This window comes from Flavobacterium sp. Arc3, assembly GCF_041431375.1.
Taxonomy (GTDB): domain Bacteria; phylum Bacteroidota; class Bacteroidia; order Flavobacteriales; family Flavobacteriaceae; genus Flavobacterium.
On sequence record NZ_JASMRI010000011.1, the window covers coordinates 78,622 to 95,465 of the forward strand.

Sequence of the window (16,844 nt, forward strand, 5' to 3'; positions counted from 1 at the left end):
ATAGATGCAAGACAAGCGGCACCATTGTTTCCTTAGTTGTAATCATAATTATACAGAATACACTACTTTTGGCTAATAGACGTTATTCTCTTTATGGTAAAAAAAATAGTGCTTTTGGTAATGATTATATGTTTTTCTGGACTACATGCCCAGGAAAACAATTCATTATATAAAACCAAAAAAGTTCCATTTTCCCGTGATACCATACATCTTGAAAACGAAAGCCTAAATGCGTCTTTTTTTAAATTGCTTGACGCCAATAGCATTCCTATTGACAGTACTTTTTATAAAATTGATTTTCTAAAAGGAACTCTATTATTGAAAAATAACCTTCTCACTAAATCCGATTCTATCACGGTGCAGTACCTAAAATTCCCTGACTTTCTAACTAGGGAGTACCGTATTTACGACCCCAGTCGAGTGGTGAGTAATGATATTAATGAAGATAAATTATATCAAATAAACACCAAAGCTGCTGAAAAAAACATCCCTTTTGACGGCTTGACAACTTCGGGAAGCATTACCCGTGGGGTAACAATAGGAAACAACCAAAACACGGTTCTAAATTCTAATCTGGATTTGCAAATCATGGGAAAGCTATCTGAAAAAGTTAGTTTACGAGCCTCGTTGCAAGACAGTAATATTCCGTTACAAGATGGCGGCTATTCGCAAAAGCTAGACCAGTTCGACAACATTTTCATGGAGCTATTTAGCGATAAATGGAACATACGGGCAGGTGATCTCTTTCTTGAAAATCACGCATCGCAATTTTTAAACTTTAATAAAAAGGTTCAAGGTCTTTCAGCCAATTTTGATTTTGGCACCCCTAAAAACAAAACGAATGTTTTCGCATCTGTAGCCTTGGTAAAAGGTCAATATGCCAAAAGTAATTTCACAGGTGTCGAAGGCAGCCAAGGACCCTATAAATTAAAAGGTCAAAACGGAGAATTATATGTACTCGTAATATCAGGATCAGAGCGAGTCTACGTAAATGGTTTACTTTTAGAAAGAGGAGAGAATAAGGATTATACTATTGATTACAACGCAGGTGAAATAACATTTACTCCGTTGTTTACCATAACCTCTGAAATGCGTATTGCGATTGAATATCAATTCTCAGATAGGAATTACACTCGATTTGTGACTTATGCCGGGGTCACACATCAAAATAAAATATGGAGTTTTGGAAGTTACCTCTATTCTGAAAATGACATTAAAAACCAACCCTTACAGCAAAACCTCACCAAAGAACAAGCCCAAATTTTAGTTAACGCTGGCGACAATCAAGAATCAATGATTGCACCCTCTGCCTATCCAGACTCTTATTCTGACAACAAAGTACTGTACAGAAAAACGATGATAAATACGGCAGAAGTATTCGAATATTCAAATGACCCTCAAGAAGAGTTATTTAATGTACGATTTACTTTAGTGGGATCTAATAAAGGAAATTACGTATTGAAAAATGCCGCCAGCATCAGTAGTATTTACGAATATATTGTACCAATAAACGCAATTCCGCAAGGGAATTATGCCCCAACTATCCAGCTGGTGGCCCCTACAAAAATTCAAGTGGCTACTTTTTTAGGGAAGTACTCTCCATCCCAGAAAACAGCTGTTGATTTAGAAATAGGAGTCAGCAACAATGACGCTAATCTTTTCTCAAATAGCGATGATTCTAACAATCAAGGAATAAGCGGAAAAATAAATGCCAGGCAACGGTTATTTTCAAAGAAGTGGATTGTCGATGGGTACGCCAATTATCAATTTACCCAAAAGGAATTTAGAACCATCGAAAGACTATACACTATAGAATTTGATAGGGATTGGAATTTGGGTACGACAGCAGTTGGGAATCAAAGTTTACTAGTATCTGGTTTGGAGTTTAACTTAAAGCCTTCCTCCAAATTACATTCTAATGGGGTGGTAAAATACCAATTTGAAAAGCTAGATTTCTCTGAAAGTTTTTCTGGGAACAGACATAGTCTAAACGGATATTTCAATCTGAAAAACTGGAGCTTTCAAAATCACGGAAGTTATTTAAAAAGTGACGCAGCACTCACCACTTCGACTTTCATTAGAAACCAATCTCAAATTCGGTATCACTTTGACAAAAACTGGATTGGCTCTAGCCAACGTTTTGAGGACAATGAGGAGAAAACCAAATCAACCAATCAATTTTCGAACTTAAGTCAGCGCTTTTCTGAATATGGAGTATTTGCGGGTCGAGGGGACAGTACAAAGGTATTTGTCGAATTGGGGTTATTAAAAAGAACCAATGACAGTATAGAAAATGGCATATTACAAAGGGTAAATAATTCACAAACATACTATTTGAAGTCAAAATTAATTCAAACAGCAAAAAGTGACTTATCTGTTAATGTTAATTATCGGGTATTAGATTTTGTGGATCCTTCTAAGAGAAAAGAGCCTTCGCTAAATTCTAGAATCCTATACAATGATCTTTTTTTCAATCAATTGATTCAGGGAACAAGTGCTTATGAAACGAATTCGGGTACATTACCCCAACAGGAATTCACCTATCTTGAAGTCGCCACGGGACAAGGTGTTTATGCTTGGAATGATTATAATGCAAACGGAATTCAGGAATTACAAGAATTTGAAGTGGCTCCATATATCGATCAGGCAAAATACATTAGAGTCTATTTACCCAATCGTGTGTATATAAAAACGCATCAGACTAAATTCTCGCAATCTATTATTTTAAATCCTACTCAATGGCAAAATGAAACTGGATTTAAAAAATTCAGCTCTTTTTTTTACAATCAGACTTCTTTCATTATTGATCGAAAAACAAAAAACGAAGGAGGCAATTTTGAACTTAACCCCTTTAATTCCTCACAAGAAAATGTATTAGGCCTCAGTTCCAGTTTTAGAAACAGCTTATTTTACAATAGAGGAAAACAGAAACACTCCGTCACCTACTCTTACATAGAAAATCAAACCAAAAATTTACTTTCTACAGGATCACAGGAGTCTAACAACAGTTCCCATCAATTACAATATTCTCATTTATATAGAAAAAGTTGGTTATTTGGAACCTTTTTCAAAACGATACAAACCGATATAGTTTCGGAAAATTATACTGAAAAAAATTATACCATAAAGGGCTATCAATTAGCTCCAAAAATCAGTTACCTATTTTCAAAAAATACTAGTTTAGATGTTTTTTACGAGTTACAAAACAAAGAAAACCAGATTGGCAATTTTGAGTCTTTGGTACAAAACCGTTTTGGAACCTCTTTCTCTTATGCCAATGATAAAAAAATCACAATGAATGGTGAGGTTTCCTTTTATCAGAATAAGTTTAACGGTAATGAATTTTCTTCTGTCGGCTTTCAAATGCTCGAAGGTTTACAAACGGGTCAAAACATTACTTGGAGATTGCTATTGCAAAAGAACATCACCCAATTCCTTGATATTAATTTCAATTATCAGGGAAGAAAAAGTGAATCAAGCCAAGCCATCCACACAGGTAATGTTCAATTAAGGGCTTATTTTTAATTCAAATACAAATTAATAATTTAAAGGTTTGGTAATACAAAGTGTCTCTTTCTTAAACCTTTGTTTGTGTACCTTTCCCTAAAAAAGCAGAAATGTCAACACAAGAGGAAATCAATAATGTCCCGAAAACTATTTTGGTTGCACCATTAAACTGGGGCTTGGGACATGCTACGCGCTGCATTCCTGTAATAAAGGCATTGCAAGAAAACAATCACATCCCTATAATCGCTTCAGACGGAATAGCCCTTGCCATGTTACGCAAAGAGTTCCCTTATTTACAAACACTCGAACTGCCTTCCTACCAAATAGAGTATGCTAAAAACGGCACGAATTTCAAATGGAAGTTGTTACAAAATGCTCCAAAAATGCTAAAAGCCATTTGGAATGAAAAAAAACTGGTTGCTTCATGGATTAAAAAACACGACATCGACGGAATCATTTCAGACAATAGACTAGGTGTTTTTAATAAAAATGTTCCGTGTGTATTTATAACACATCAACTCAATGTGATGACTGGAAATACAACTTGGTTATCGAGTAAACTACATCAAAATATTATTAAAAAATATACAGAATGTTGGGTTCCTGATGTTGAAGGCCAACCGAATCTGGCAGGAGAACTGAGTCATTCAAACAATTTGCCTTTTATTCCTAAATACATCGGCCCATTAAGCCGCATGCATAAAAAAGAAACCCCTAAACAATACGACCTGATGGTTATTCTCTCTGGCCCTGAACCTCAACGAGGATTATTAGAATCTATACTTAAAATCGAGCTAAAACGCTATCGAGGCAATGTAGTATTCATAAAAGGAATTGTAGAAAAGGAACAAAAGAAAGAACAACTAAAAAACATCACCTACTTTAACTTTATGACAAGTCGTCAACTAGAGCAAACTTTTAATGAAAGTGATCTTATTCTGGCACGTTCTGGTTATACTACAATTATGGACCTGGTAAAACTAGGTAAAAAAGCTTTCTTCATCCCTACTCCTGGTCAATACGAGCAGTTGTACTTAGCTAAAAAATTAAAAGAAGATGGTATTGTTCCTTATGCAGAACAAGATAGTTTTAAAATAGATAACCTACCAGAGGTAAAAAAATATAGTGGCTTACAGTGCTTTGACAACACTCCTGATTGGAAAAAGTTATTTAGTATCTTCGAAATTTAAAAACAGTATCTCATTAAAAAAGCTCATTTTTATATCCTTGTTTGATATAAAAATCAGCTTTAAAATTTAATTCAATGGTGAATTAAATTATTTCTTATCTGAAAATTTCTCGTGCTTGAGAGTCTTTGCATTAATCATAAAATAAACAGATTCTGCAACGTTTGTACTGTGATCTGCAATTCTTTCAAAGTGTTTCAACGCAATAATTAAATTGGTACCAGAAACAACCGTCTTAGAATTATTTTTCATTTCTCCAATGATATTATCAATTGCATCGCTGCTTTTACCTTTTATATCATTGTTTAACGTAAAAATTTCTTCAATAGTGGATTCATCCATATTTAGGAAGCACTCATTTGTTTTTGCTGTAATATCTTCTGCACCTCGCACAATATCAGCAATACTAAATTTTGATATTAACTCATGCTTTTCCTTAATGCTTTTAGTCAGTTTGATGATGCTCATTGACAAGTCACCAATTCTTTCTATCTCCCTGCTAATTTGCATTGCCGATATGATAAAACGTAAATCAGAAGCCACTGGTTGTTGCAAAGCAAAAACACTTTGACAGATATCGTCAATTTTTACATCAAGTTTATCAATTTTATTTTCTGTTTTCTTTACTTCTTTACTTTCTAAAGCGGGTTCTGATAGCACTGCCTTAACAGCTTCAGCAACCTGACTTTCAGCCAGACCTCCTATTTTTATAATTATACCCCTAAGCTTACCAAGTTCTGTTTCTAAGTGTGATGCCATTTTTTTCTAAAGATTTGAAGATTTAAAGTTAGTAGATTCTGTATTCTTATCCAAATCTTCCTGTTATATAATCTTCTGTTTGTTTGATTGCGGGTTTTGTGAAAATTGTTTTTGTTTTATCGTATTCGATCAACTCGCCCATATAGAAAAAAGCAGTAGTATCGCTCACACGACCCGCTTGCTGCATATTATGCGTAACAATAACAATGGTATACTTGTTTTTTAACTCATAAATAAGCTCTTCAATTTTTGAAGTTGAAATTGGATCCAAAGCTGATGTTGGCTCATCCATCAATAATATAGAAGGCTTTATGGCTAGAGCACGAGCGATGCACAATCTTTGTTGTTGCCCCCCAGAAAGCTCAAAAGCTGATTTCTTTAGTTTGTCTTTTACCTCATCCCAAAGCGCTACTTGTTCGATAGTAGTTACAACACGCTCTTCAATTTCATTTTTATCAGTAATTCCATTCACTCGCAATCCATAAGCTACATTTTCGAAAATAGTCTTTGGAAAAGGATTTGGCTTTTGAAAAACCATTCCTACATTTTTACGCAAATTATCCACATTCGTGTTTTTTTCGTAAATATCAGCTCCATCAATAACAATACTTCCGGTCATTTTAGTACCATCTATAAGGTCATTCATTCTATTCAACAAACGCAAATAAGTTGATTTACCACATCCTGATGGTCCAATTAATGCCGTAACCGTATTTTCTTTCATTGATAAAGAAATGTCACGCAAAGCATGATTTTCTCCGTAGTAAAAATTTACGTTGTTTGATTGTATTTTATGCATGTTATACCCTTTGTTTTTTTATTTTTAAACCATTATTCTGGTGTAATGCCGCAGTATAATTCATTTCGTCAACTTTTAAATTGGACTATAATGAATTAGCTAACGGTATTAATTCATTTTTACTTTTTTTCCATAATATTTACGAAGCGCATTCGCCAATAAATTAGAAATCAATACAATAATAATTAATATAAGTGCCGTACCATAAGCCATTGCTCTTGATTTTTCAATATCTGTACCGCTGGTTGCGATTACATATAAATGATAAGGCAATGCCATCGCCTGATCAAAAATAGATGTAGGCAATTTAGGTAAAAAATAAGCAGCAACGGTAAATAAAATAGGTGCCGTTTCTCCAGAAACCCTTCCTATAGATAATATTAATCCTGTAATGATATTAGGAAATGCAATTGGAAACACAATTTTACTTGTCGTTTCCCACTTACTTGCTCCTAACCCAAAACTTGCTTGCCTAAAGGTGTCGTCTACCGCTTTCAATGATTCCTCTGTTGTTCTAATGATAACTGGAAGCACTAATAAACCTAATGTTAATCCACCTGCTAAAATAGAATCTCCAAATTCCAACTTATTTACAAATAATGACATCCCAAAAAGTCCAAATACGATGGATGGAACTCCTGCAAGGTTATTTGTCATTTGCTTAATTATTTTTTTAGGCCAGCCATCTTTCACATATTCATTCATGTAAATTGCTGCTAGCACACCTACAGGAAACGCAAATATCATACTAGCTAAAACCAAACACAGTGTTCCAACAATAGCTGGAAAAATCCCACCTTCAGTCATTCCGTTCTTTGGCATAGCGCTGATAAATTCCCAGCTAATAACTCCAATCCCTTTTATTACGATAAAAGCTAATATTACAAACAGCAGCGCTACAATAGCATAGCTTGTCCCTGTAAAAATCCCAAAGGCAATTTTTTGACTTCTTCTTTTTTTCTTTGCTAAATTATTTTCAGTACTCATCTTAGTGTTTTTTATGGGAGTTTCTATTGGTCACTAATTCTACTAACATATTAATTCCAAAAGTAATTATGAATAGAATACAACCCAATGCGAATAAGGCTTCATAATGCAAACCTCCGTTTGGAGCTTCACCTAACTCTGCCGCAATAGTAGCCGGTATTGTTCGAATAGGCGCTAAAAAAGAATGAGGTATCACCGCAGCATTTCCAGTTACCATTAACACGGCCATGGTTTCACCAATAGCACGACCTATACCTAAAATAGCACCAGCTGTAATCCCAGATGCAGAATACGGAATAACCACTTTGTAAATCGTTTGCCAATGGGATGCCCCTAAAGCCAAACTAGCTTCTTTCATAGCACGTGGTGTATTTCGCATTGCATCTTCTGAAATGGTGATGATCGTAGGCAAAGCCATAATTGCTAGCACAACACTTCCCGCTAAAGCAGTTTCACCTACAGGCAAGTTAAAAACACTTTGAATTAAAGGAACAATAACTACCAGGCCAAAAAAACCATAAACAACAGAAGGAATCCCCGCCAAAAGTTCAATAAGCGGTTTTAATAAATTACGAGTTCTTTTCTTTGCGATTTCACTCAAATAGATAGCTGCTGCCAAAGCAATAGGCAAAGCCAACAGGATAGCCCCAAAACTAACCCATAACGTACCATATATTAACGGTTTAACACCCATTTGGGCAACAGGTTCTGCAGTAGGAAACCATTCTTCACCAGATAAGAAACTATAAACAGTAATTTTATTTATGTCTACTTCTTTTCCTTTAAATTCTTTATTTACATACTTATCAGAAAAAAACGCGATAATACCAGGCGTTTTAGCAATAAGGTCATTTATTTTATCAGGAAAATTAACAAAATTCTCTCCAAGCTCTTCTTCCGTATAGTAATCGGTTATGTCCCCGGTTCTAAACAAAACGATTGCTTGATCTTTCCCCCCAAGCTCACTCCAGTTGGTGATTTTTTGATCAAAAATGTCCTTGATTTGCGACGGTTCTAATTTACCTACTGGATTTGACTCGTTTACCGCCAATAAAAACCCCTTATCTATTGGTTTTTTGGTAAAAACCCCAGCACCTTCAATAAATAGAAAAAAGACAATCAAAATTACTGTAATACTAGTAGCAGCACTACTTAGCATTAATATAAATTCAATTACCTTCTCTTTAATCTGTTTAAAATTTGTTTTCAAAAGAGTGTTTTTTATTTTTAGCAAAATTACGTCAGCTCAGGGTGTTGAATGTGTTCACACCGTTAACCTTAGGTTAACTTAATGTTAAGACAATATTAGAAATCTAAAATTACAACAAATTTTTAAATAAAAAAGGTTGCCCATAATCAGGCAACCTTTCTCAGTTTCTATAAAAATTAACCTTTATTAATTTAATGGAATGTAACCCACTTCAGAAACAATTTTTTGTCCTTCAGCAGAAAGTGCGTAATCAACAATTGTTTTAACTTTTGCAGCATTTACCTTGTTGAACATATAAAACAATGGTCTAGAGATAGGGTATGATTTATCTTTAGCGCTAGCTACAGATGGCTCAACAAAAGTTTTTCCTTGGTCATAAGACACTGCCAATTGTTTTACTTCTTTAGTTTCGTATGCCAATCCGATGTAACCGATCGCTCCTTTAGTTTGTCCTACTGCCTGTACAATTGCACCAGTTGCAGGTAAGTTTAAAATATCTGTCGCATAGTTTTTCTTGTCCATCACCTCATCTTTAAAAAACTCATAAGTTCCAGATGAAGATTCTCTTGAATAAGCAACTATTTTTTCATCAGCACCACCTACTTCTTTCCAGTTTTTGATCGCTCCTGTAAAGATACCTTCTAATTGCTCACGTGTTAATTTAGAAACAGTGTTTGCTGGATTAACAATTACTGTTAACGCATCATATGCAATTATAACTTCTTCGATATCAACTTTTTTATCAGCAAATTTCATTTTTTCTTCAGTCTTCAAATCTCTTGAAGCCATTGCGATATCAGTAGTACCGTCAATCATTGCAGTAATACCTACACCTGATCCACCCCCTACAACAGTAACACTTACATCAGAATTTGTTTTCATCAACTCTTCAGCTTCTTTTTGTGCCAATGGCAAAACAGTATCGCTACCTTTTATCGTTACAGATACAGCATTTGATTTCGCTTCTGTTCCTTTTTCATCCGTTTTTGCTTTACCACAGCTTAACATACCAATTAATGGTAACATTAAAAACAATTTAGTTTTATTCATTTTATTATTTTTATTAGTTTTCTTTAAATTCTTTACAAAAGTAATGCCCCAATGTTAACTCTGTGTTAAGACAACATTATCCAATATTTACTATTCCTTTTTTAAAAGCTACAAATCACTCTTAAAGATTACATTTCTTATATTCCAATTTCTACCTGAAAGCGAACGTACCAACTACCAATAGTATCTCCTGAAAAATACTTTTTGTTCTCATAAGAACATTCTGTTTGCACCTTTAACTTGTGACCCAATATATATTTAGAAAGACTCACCGCGAATTCATCTTTATCTGGCACAAAAGAATGGATTTCGCTGCCAACTGTCTGCGTAGAAAACCTACCAGCAATTTGATAATTAGAAGGAAAAACATAACTTAATTGTGTATCAATACCTTCACCTACTAAAACTGCTTGCGTTTTAGTAATATCTAAAGGATTAACCGTAATGGGGTCATCAGACATTCTAGACATATAACTTGCAGATGCTGACCATCCGTTGTACTTTAACATAGTGTCAAAAAACAAGGATTGCATTGTTCTTTTCTCAAACAATTCACTACCCAATTGCCCTTGCGCTCTACGCGCATTATTATTTTGACTAAAAGCTCCAGAGATCATCCACTTTGGTGTTTTTTCTCTTACTAAATCACCCTCAGAAATAGACCCATGTTTAGTAAACGATCCTAAAGGAAATAACTCCACTTTACCCGTTAAAGCAACTCCATTGTCCTCTGTTTTTACCCAGTTTCTTCCTTCTCCTTTAGTTAAAGCACCTTTTAAAGCATAGGAAAAACTATTTACCTTCTCTTCTGAATAATCTAGAAAGACACCAAAATCACGATCAATATTAAACGCAGAGTTATTTATTGTTCGATCTGTAAATTCCAAGGATCCTGAAGAAACAACTCTTTGATTATTTCCTGGTAATTTAGTTTGCCCAAAAGCAATTGTCCAATTTTTTGAAGGCTTATAAAAAAGCACCCCGTCAAGGATTACATTTTCATTGTTCCCTACTTTAATCACCCCTAGATCACCTGCAGAAAAACCCAACTCTACTTTATAACCAAATTTTGGATTGTAAATAAATCCATCCAGCTTCAATCTCATTCTTCTAATTTCTCCCTCAACAACTCCAGTTTCTCCTTCTGTTTTTTGAAAACCGGCTCTACTCTGAACTCTAAAACCAATGTTAACCTGAAACAAACTATCTCGCTCAGTAAATCCTAATTTCTTATCTGAATTATAATAAGACTTTAAATCTAATTTTTTATCGGCTGTTTTCGTTTCCGTTTTATCGTCTTGCGCTGATGCCATCAGAGAAAACAACAATACCGTACTAAATAAAATTCTTTTCATTTTAAGTATAAATTAACATTATATTATTTTTTTGCAAACCTAACATTAAATAAACGCTTCAATATTAACACAAGGTTACATTATAAGAACTCAGCTTAACATTAAAGATACAAATAAAGTCACCTAACAATTAAAATAGACTCAAAAATTTTACAACCCCAGTAAATACAGGCCTTAAGCTCTTAAAAATTGGTTAACAATAAATTAACATTGCTAATTTAGCTTTATTTTTTAACTAAAAATTTGATCAATTTTTGATGTTAAAATCAATTTTAAACAAAAAAAGCGTACAGTCTTATCAACTGTACGCTTCACTTTATAAAACATTTCTTATGTTACTAATTATTTCTCAACCCATTAATTGCTAGATAATAGCTTCTTCATAAAAAGTAACTAATCCCGTAGCAATATCGTGACTAGCACCTACTATATCAATTTCACCTTTTTCAATCATTTCCTTCAAAATAGGACTACGCTCTAGAATTGCATTCACAGACCTTTTTACATTAATCACAGAGACTTTTTCAACAAATTCCACATTAGCAGAAGTGCGGTTTACCTTTTCCGTTTTTTCATCATAAACTGCTGGCTGTATTTTACTTAATAATGCGGTTAAATTCCCCATTTCAACATGATCGCAAGCCCCTTTTACAGCACCACATTTAGTGTGCCCTAGAACTACGATAACTTTGGCCCCAGCTACCTTACAACCAAACTCCATACTTCCTAAAATATCTTCATTGATAATATTCCCAGCGATACGGACACTAAAAATATCTCCTAATCCTTGATCAAATATTAATTCTGCCGAAGTACGAGAATCTATGCAACTTAAAATTACCGCAAAGGGATGTTGTCCCTCCACTGTTTCATTAGCCTGTTGTAAAAGATTACGATTTGCCTTAAGGTTGTTTGTAAAACGTTTATTTCCCTCTTTTAAAATTGTAATTGCCATTGATGGTGTAATAGCATCCTGCATTTCCTTATTTAATGTTTTCATATCGTATAAAATAGTCTGTTAGAATCGCACACGATTTTTCATAAAGCCAAGATACTATTTTGGACACTATATTTTTTATGAAAAGTTTATAAAAAGCCTATTCTTTTTCGAGTATAAATAAAAAATTAGAGCCAGAACTAAATTCGCTCACATCATGCATTCTTTCCGTAGCTGCTATTAAAATATCAATACCGCTTTCTCATCAATTTATATGGAATCAGGCAAGACAAAAACCAAAAAAAAGTCAACCTCGTTATGCTCTGAACTTTCTAAAACTTGTTTCTTATTGGTCACGTCCAAAATCAAATCTACTCCGGGATTCTGTTTTAAAAAATCAGCCAGAAAATAAGGCATCAAGTATTTACCTGTAGACACAATGGAAATCTTTAAGCGCCCACTTAATTCTCCTTTGTAAGCTAAGGTCTTATGGTTAATCGCCTCAACCTCATTTAAAACTTTTTCGGCAGCGATTGCAATTTCCTCTACAAAATCAGTCACTTACAGTTTTCTACCGATAACCTCCGTCAACGGAAACTCAAATTGATCTTAAAAATTCTTTAGCTGTATAGAAACTGCAGGTTGCCTAAGGTGCAACTATACAGCAGCTTTAGTAATACTCTTATTTTGAGCTACTTTAAGAAAAAAATACAATTGATGCAAAGTATAGTTCATAAATTATTTTTATGCATTCCATTACAAATATAAATAAAAACATATGAATTAGCAGTTCTACATTTGCAAAAAAATAAAACAATGAAAAAAGAAAAAGACTACCAGTTCAAATTAGTAGAAGGACAATACAAACCACTAGAGGCAAAAAAAATTCTATTAGGTTTAATAAACAGTAAAATCAACTTTCATCAGTTAGAAAATTTCAGTAACGAGATCCGATTTAGCGAGAGTACCGCTCATTCCAAAATCAGAATTGAGTTGCTTACCAATGCTTCAGAAAACATAACAGACTTAATCGCTGACTCGATTCCCAACGACATGGAGTTTAAAATAGAAGGGACTATCCAGATATCCCTAGTTCCTGCGAAAAAATTAGAATCCATAGCTTAAAATTTAAAAAAAATGGCTCAAATCAGCACTTCATCCCGCGATGCCGTAGCACTTTTAAATCAGAGTGAAATTGTGGCCATTCCCACAGAAACGGTTTACGGACTAGCGGGAAATGCTTTCAGTGAAAAAGCGATCAAAAAGATTTTCGAATTAAAAAAAAGACCCTTTTACAATCCACTTATCGTTCATATCAAATCGGTTGCTGATTTGAATCAGATCGCGACTGAAATTCCCAAAAAAGCGATGTTATTAGCGGATGCTTTTTGGCCCGGTCCTTTGACCTTAGTACTAAAAAGACAAAACACCATTCCAGATTTAGTCACTGGGGGGAAAAGTACTGTCGCAGTTCGAGTTCCTAATCATCCGATAGCATTAGCTCTTTTGGAACAACTAGACTTTCCATTGGCTGCGCCAAGTGCAAATCCATTTGGATCCATCAGTCCTACTAAAGCAGAACATGTAGCGAACTATTTTGCAGCCTCTTCCCTCACCATTTTAGAAGGCGGCGAATGCAGGAGCGGAATAGAATCTACGATAATTGGTTTTGAGGAAGCGTCTGCTGTTTTATATCGATTAGGTTCCATAACCATGGAAGAAATTGAAGTTGTTATTGGCCCTCTAAAAATAAAAACACACAATGAAGAAACACCTTCAGCACCAGGTATGCTTTCAAAACATTATGCGCCAAAAACCAAAACCATACTAACAGAAACCGTTACCGAAGAACTAGAACTATTTGACAAAAAAAGAATAGGATTGTTAACCTATCAAAAAAAATTTGAGCATAGAAACATAGTGACAAATGAAGTTTTATCAGTAACAGGAGATTTAGCTGAAGCTGCATCTCGTTTATACAATGCCTTGCACAAATTAGATCAATTAAAACTTGATGTAATTATCGCCGAAAGATTTCCTGATCATGGATTAGGACAAACTATTAATGACCGATTGGAACGAGCAACAAAAAAATAAATCCGTCTTAAAAAACAAACTATCCAACTATGAACTTCGATCTACTACTTGAAAACATCACAAATCCAGCCTTACTATTTTTCTTACTCGGTATTATCGCTGTTCGTCTAAAAAGTGACTTAGAAATCCCCGAAAACTCCTCTAAATTCATTTCACTGTATCTTCTTTTTTCAATTGGTTTTAAGGGCGGACAAGAATTAGCTCACAGTCATTTTACACTTGAAATCATTTGGTCAGTTGCCTTCGGCGTTTTAATCGCACTCATTATACCTCTTTATAGTTTTTTCATTCTTAAAAAACATTTTAGTATCGAGAACTCAGGTGCTATTGCCGCAGCTTATGGCTCTGTTAGTGCCGTTACATTTGTAACTGCCATTACTTTCTTAGAAATGCAAAACTATACTTTTAGTGGTCATATGGTTGCTGTTATGGCGCTAATGGAAGCTCCTGCCATTATCGTTGGTGTGATTTTAATTCGATTATTTAGTAAAAATACCGTACACAGTACTAAGATCAGCTCTCTTATCAAACACTCTTTTACCAATGGCAGCGTGCTATTAATCACGGGAAGTTTAATTATAGGTTTCCTAGCTAGTGATCAACAAGCCTTAGGCATCAAGCCTTTTACCACAGATATGTTTAAAGGATTTTTAGCCATATTTTTACTTGATATGGGAATTGTAAGTGGTAGGAAATTAAATGACTTTTTTAAAAGTGGATGGTTCAGCTTCTTCTTTGCAATCATAATCCCATTGATAAACGGAATGCTCGTCGCATACCTTAGTCATTTTATAACAGATGACATTGGTAACCGATTTATTTTTGCAGTCCTAGCTTCAAGCGCGTCATATATCGCAGTACCAGCCGCCATGAAAATCGCAGTTCCGAAGGCAAATCCTGGAATTTTCCTGCCTATGGCATTAGCCATTACATTTCCTTTTAATATAACATTCGGAATGCCAATTTATCTTTCTGTAGTCTTATGTACTTAGTAACTATGAACATCTAAAAAAACTACACATCAACTAAAGTTCAAAGGCTGTTTCTATAACACTAGAAACAGTCTTTTGTTGCTTATTTCCTGTTTGCTTTTCGAGTGTGAATGAAAATTCTGAGCCAATACCAAATTCACTTTCCACGTATATTTTCTCTTTATGTGCTTCTATAATATGTTTGACGATTGCCAATCCTAATCCAGAACCTCCTTCTGAGCGAGAGCCACTTTTATTGACACGATAAAAACGTTCAAAAAGTCTTGAAATATTTTGTTTCTCTATTCCTTCGCCATTATCACTAATGCGAATCAGTACTTTTCTCTTAGTTAAATTCACTACCGCGACTTCGGTTGTCCCGCCAGTTTTGCCATATTTAATTGAATTGACTATTAAATTTTCAATAATTTGTTGAATTCTATCCCTATCGGCTCTCACATAATTAGGTAAGATGTGGTAGTTTTCAAATGCAAGGGTAATATTCTTTTTTTCCGCCTTCATTTCCAATAGGTCAAAGACATTCTGAATCAATTCCACAATATCAAACTCTGAATAATCTAAATTCAAATCCCCTACTTCAAGTTTAGTAATCATGTCTAAATCTTCAACAATGTAGATCAATCGTTCCACTCCCTTTTCGGCACGTTTTAAATATTTCTTTCGAATCACTTTATCTTCCATCGCTCCATCTAGCAAAGTAGATATGTACCCTTGCACCGTAAACAAAGGTGTTTTTAATTCGTGCGAAACATTTCCAAGAAATTCTCTTCGGTATTCTTCTCGCACTTGCAGCATTTCGATTTCCAGTTTTTTATCGGTTGCAAATTTCTTTACCTCCCTGGTCAGCGTTTCCATGTCTGTAGTAATCGGTTTATTTATGAATGTACTGGATTCTAATAATGAAACATCATCATAGATTTTTTTTACTCGTCTGTATATAAAACGTTCCACTCGATATTGTAAAACAATAAATGAAAAAAGATAGATTATTAACATGAAAATTAAACCAAATAAGAACAGACTCCGGAAAGGCATCTTGAACATCTTTGATGCCAGTACCATCACAAATCCCGCTGAAAAAAGACTGATATATAATGCTGATTTTACAGCAAACTTATAGGTTTTTTTAAAACTTATTTTCATTTTTAAGTACGTACGTTATTTATGCAATCCAGCCTTTTGAAGATGGCATTACATCCCATAAACAACCTTTATTATATTTTATTTAAACCTCAAATTTATAACCAACCCCTTTAATGGTTTTAAAAAGATCTTCTCCTATTTTTTCTCTTAGCTTTCTAATATGAACATCGATTGTTCTCCCACCTACAACTACCTCATTTCCCCAAACTTTGTCAAGAATTTCATCACGTTTGAATACTTTTCCTGGTTTAGAAGCTAATAAATAAAATAACTCGAACTCTTTTCTAGGTAATGAAATTTCGATATTATCCTTAACGATTTTATATTCTTCACGATTTATTTCTATCCCACCTACGTTCAAGGTTTCACTATCTTTCTCACTTTCTTTTAAGCGGCGCAACAATGCTTTTACTTTACTTACCAATAATTTTGGTTTTATTGGTTTTGTGATATAGTCATCAGCTCCGGCGTCAAATCCTGCAACTTGCGAATAATCTTCGCTTCTTGCAGTTAAGAAAGTAATAATCACATTACTCAACTCCGGAATTTTCCTAATGTTTTCACACGCTTCCATTCCATCCATTTCAGGCATCATCACATCCATGATTATCAAATCTGGCAATTCCTTTTTAGCTTTAGCAACTGCTTCTTTTCCATTAGCCGCCGTAAAAATTTGATATCCCTCTTGTGTGAGATTATAACCTACAATTTCTAAAATATCCGGTTCGTCATCGACTAACAAAATCTTGGTATGTTTCTTTTTCATATTTGGCAAATTTACGTTTGCTTTTGTAAATATAAGAATAAATGAACAGCAAAAA

The 16,844-nt window shown here is 34.3% G+C and carries 14 protein-coding genes and 1 pseudogene; 5 read left to right on the plus strand and 10 right to left on the minus strand.

The features are described 5' to 3' along the window. Positions 1-93 precede the first annotated feature (93 nt). Together QO200_RS09935 and QO200_RS09940 are read left to right on the plus strand one after the other, a co-directional pair. A complete protein-coding gene (locus QO200_RS09935) occupies positions 94-3,525 on the plus strand; it encodes a hypothetical protein (RefSeq protein ID WP_371539308.1) in 3,432 nt (1,143 codons plus the stop codon). A gap of 92 nt (positions 3,526-3,617) precedes the next feature. Beyond that, positions 3,618-4,697 (plus strand): glycosyltransferase, encoded by a 1,080-nt coding sequence (locus QO200_RS09940; RefSeq protein ID WP_371539311.1) that lies wholly within the window; start codon positions 3,618-3,620, stop codon positions 4,695-4,697. An 87-nt stretch (positions 4,698-4,784) separates the two neighbouring features. On the opposite strand, the gene phoU is transcribed toward QO200_RS09940, so the two are convergent. From phoU to QO200_RS09980, 8 genes and pseudogenes are all read right to left on the minus strand, one after another. Beyond that, on the minus strand, positions 4,785-5,453 hold the full coding sequence (gene phoU / locus QO200_RS09945; protein ID WP_371539314.1) for a phosphate signaling complex protein PhoU: 669 nt from the start codon (positions 5,451-5,453) through the stop codon (positions 4,785-4,787). A gap of 46 nt (positions 5,454-5,499) precedes the next feature. Continuing rightward, on the minus strand, positions 5,500-6,252 hold the full coding sequence (gene pstB / locus QO200_RS09950; RefSeq protein ID WP_371539317.1) for a phosphate ABC transporter ATP-binding protein PstB: 753 nt from the start codon (positions 6,250-6,252) through the stop codon (positions 5,500-5,502). A gap of 108 nt (positions 6,253-6,360) precedes the next feature. Continuing rightward, positions 6,361-7,239, minus strand: a complete 879-nt coding sequence (gene pstA, locus QO200_RS09955; protein WP_371539319.1) for a phosphate ABC transporter permease PstA — start codon at positions 7,237-7,239, stop codon at positions 6,361-6,363. A 1-nt stretch (position 7,240) separates the two neighbouring features. Then, positions 7,241-8,449, minus strand: a complete 1,209-nt coding sequence (gene pstC, locus QO200_RS09960) for a phosphate ABC transporter permease subunit PstC (RefSeq protein WP_371539322.1) — start codon at positions 8,447-8,449, stop codon at positions 7,241-7,243. Positions 8,450-8,635: 186 nt separating this feature from the next. Beyond that, positions 8,636-9,499: a PstS family phosphate ABC transporter substrate-binding protein gene (locus QO200_RS09965; protein ID WP_371539324.1), complete on the minus strand. Its 864-nt coding sequence runs from the start codon at positions 9,497-9,499 to the stop codon at positions 8,636-8,638. 137 nt (positions 9,500-9,636) lie between these two features. Beyond that, entirely contained in the window at positions 9,637-10,854 is a 1,218-nt protein-coding gene (locus QO200_RS09970) for a porin (RefSeq protein ID WP_371539326.1), read from the minus strand. 364 nt (positions 10,855-11,218) lie between these two features. Beyond that, the gene (locus QO200_RS09975; RefSeq protein ID WP_371539329.1) at positions 11,219-11,854 is read right to left on the minus strand and encodes a carbonic anhydrase family protein; all 636 of its coding nucleotides are present in this window, start codon (positions 11,852-11,854) and stop codon (positions 11,219-11,221) included. A 210-nt stretch (positions 11,855-12,064) separates the two neighbouring features. Continuing rightward, a pseudogene (locus QO200_RS09980) lies at positions 12,065-12,526 on the minus strand (LysR family transcriptional regulator); the annotation flags it as partial. A gap of 81 nt (positions 12,527-12,607) precedes the next feature. On the opposite strand from QO200_RS09980, the gene QO200_RS09985 reads away from it, so the two are divergent. From QO200_RS09985 to QO200_RS09995, 3 genes are read left to right on the plus strand one after another with little or no spacing between them, the layout of a single operon-like run. Next, the gene (locus QO200_RS09985; RefSeq protein ID WP_371539332.1) at positions 12,608-12,916 is read left to right on the plus strand and encodes a hypothetical protein; all 309 of its coding nucleotides are present in this window, start codon (positions 12,608-12,610) and stop codon (positions 12,914-12,916) included. Between the two features lie 12 nt (positions 12,917-12,928). Continuing rightward, positions 12,929-13,888 carry an L-threonylcarbamoyladenylate synthase gene (locus QO200_RS09990; RefSeq protein ID WP_371539335.1) on the plus strand — a complete coding sequence of 320 codons (960 nt, stop codon included), beginning with the start codon at positions 12,929-12,931 and terminating at the stop codon, positions 13,886-13,888. Between the two features lie 29 nt (positions 13,889-13,917). After that, positions 13,918-14,880: a sodium-dependent bicarbonate transport family permease gene (locus QO200_RS09995; protein ID WP_371539337.1), complete on the plus strand. Its 963-nt coding sequence runs from the start codon at positions 13,918-13,920 to the stop codon at positions 14,878-14,880. Between the two features lie 33 nt (positions 14,881-14,913). On the opposite strand, the gene QO200_RS10000 is transcribed toward QO200_RS09995, so the two are convergent. Both QO200_RS10000 and QO200_RS10005 read right to left on the minus strand, forming a co-directional pair. Next, the gene (locus QO200_RS10000; RefSeq protein ID WP_371539340.1) at positions 14,914-16,023 is read right to left on the minus strand and encodes a sensor histidine kinase; all 1,110 of its coding nucleotides are present in this window, start codon (positions 16,021-16,023) and stop codon (positions 14,914-14,916) included. Between the two features lie 82 nt (positions 16,024-16,105). Continuing rightward, positions 16,106-16,789, minus strand: coding sequence for a response regulator transcription factor (locus tag QO200_RS10005; RefSeq protein ID WP_371539343.1), 684 nt, complete (start codon positions 16,787-16,789; stop codon positions 16,106-16,108). Between the last annotated feature and the right edge of the window lie 55 nt (positions 16,790-16,844).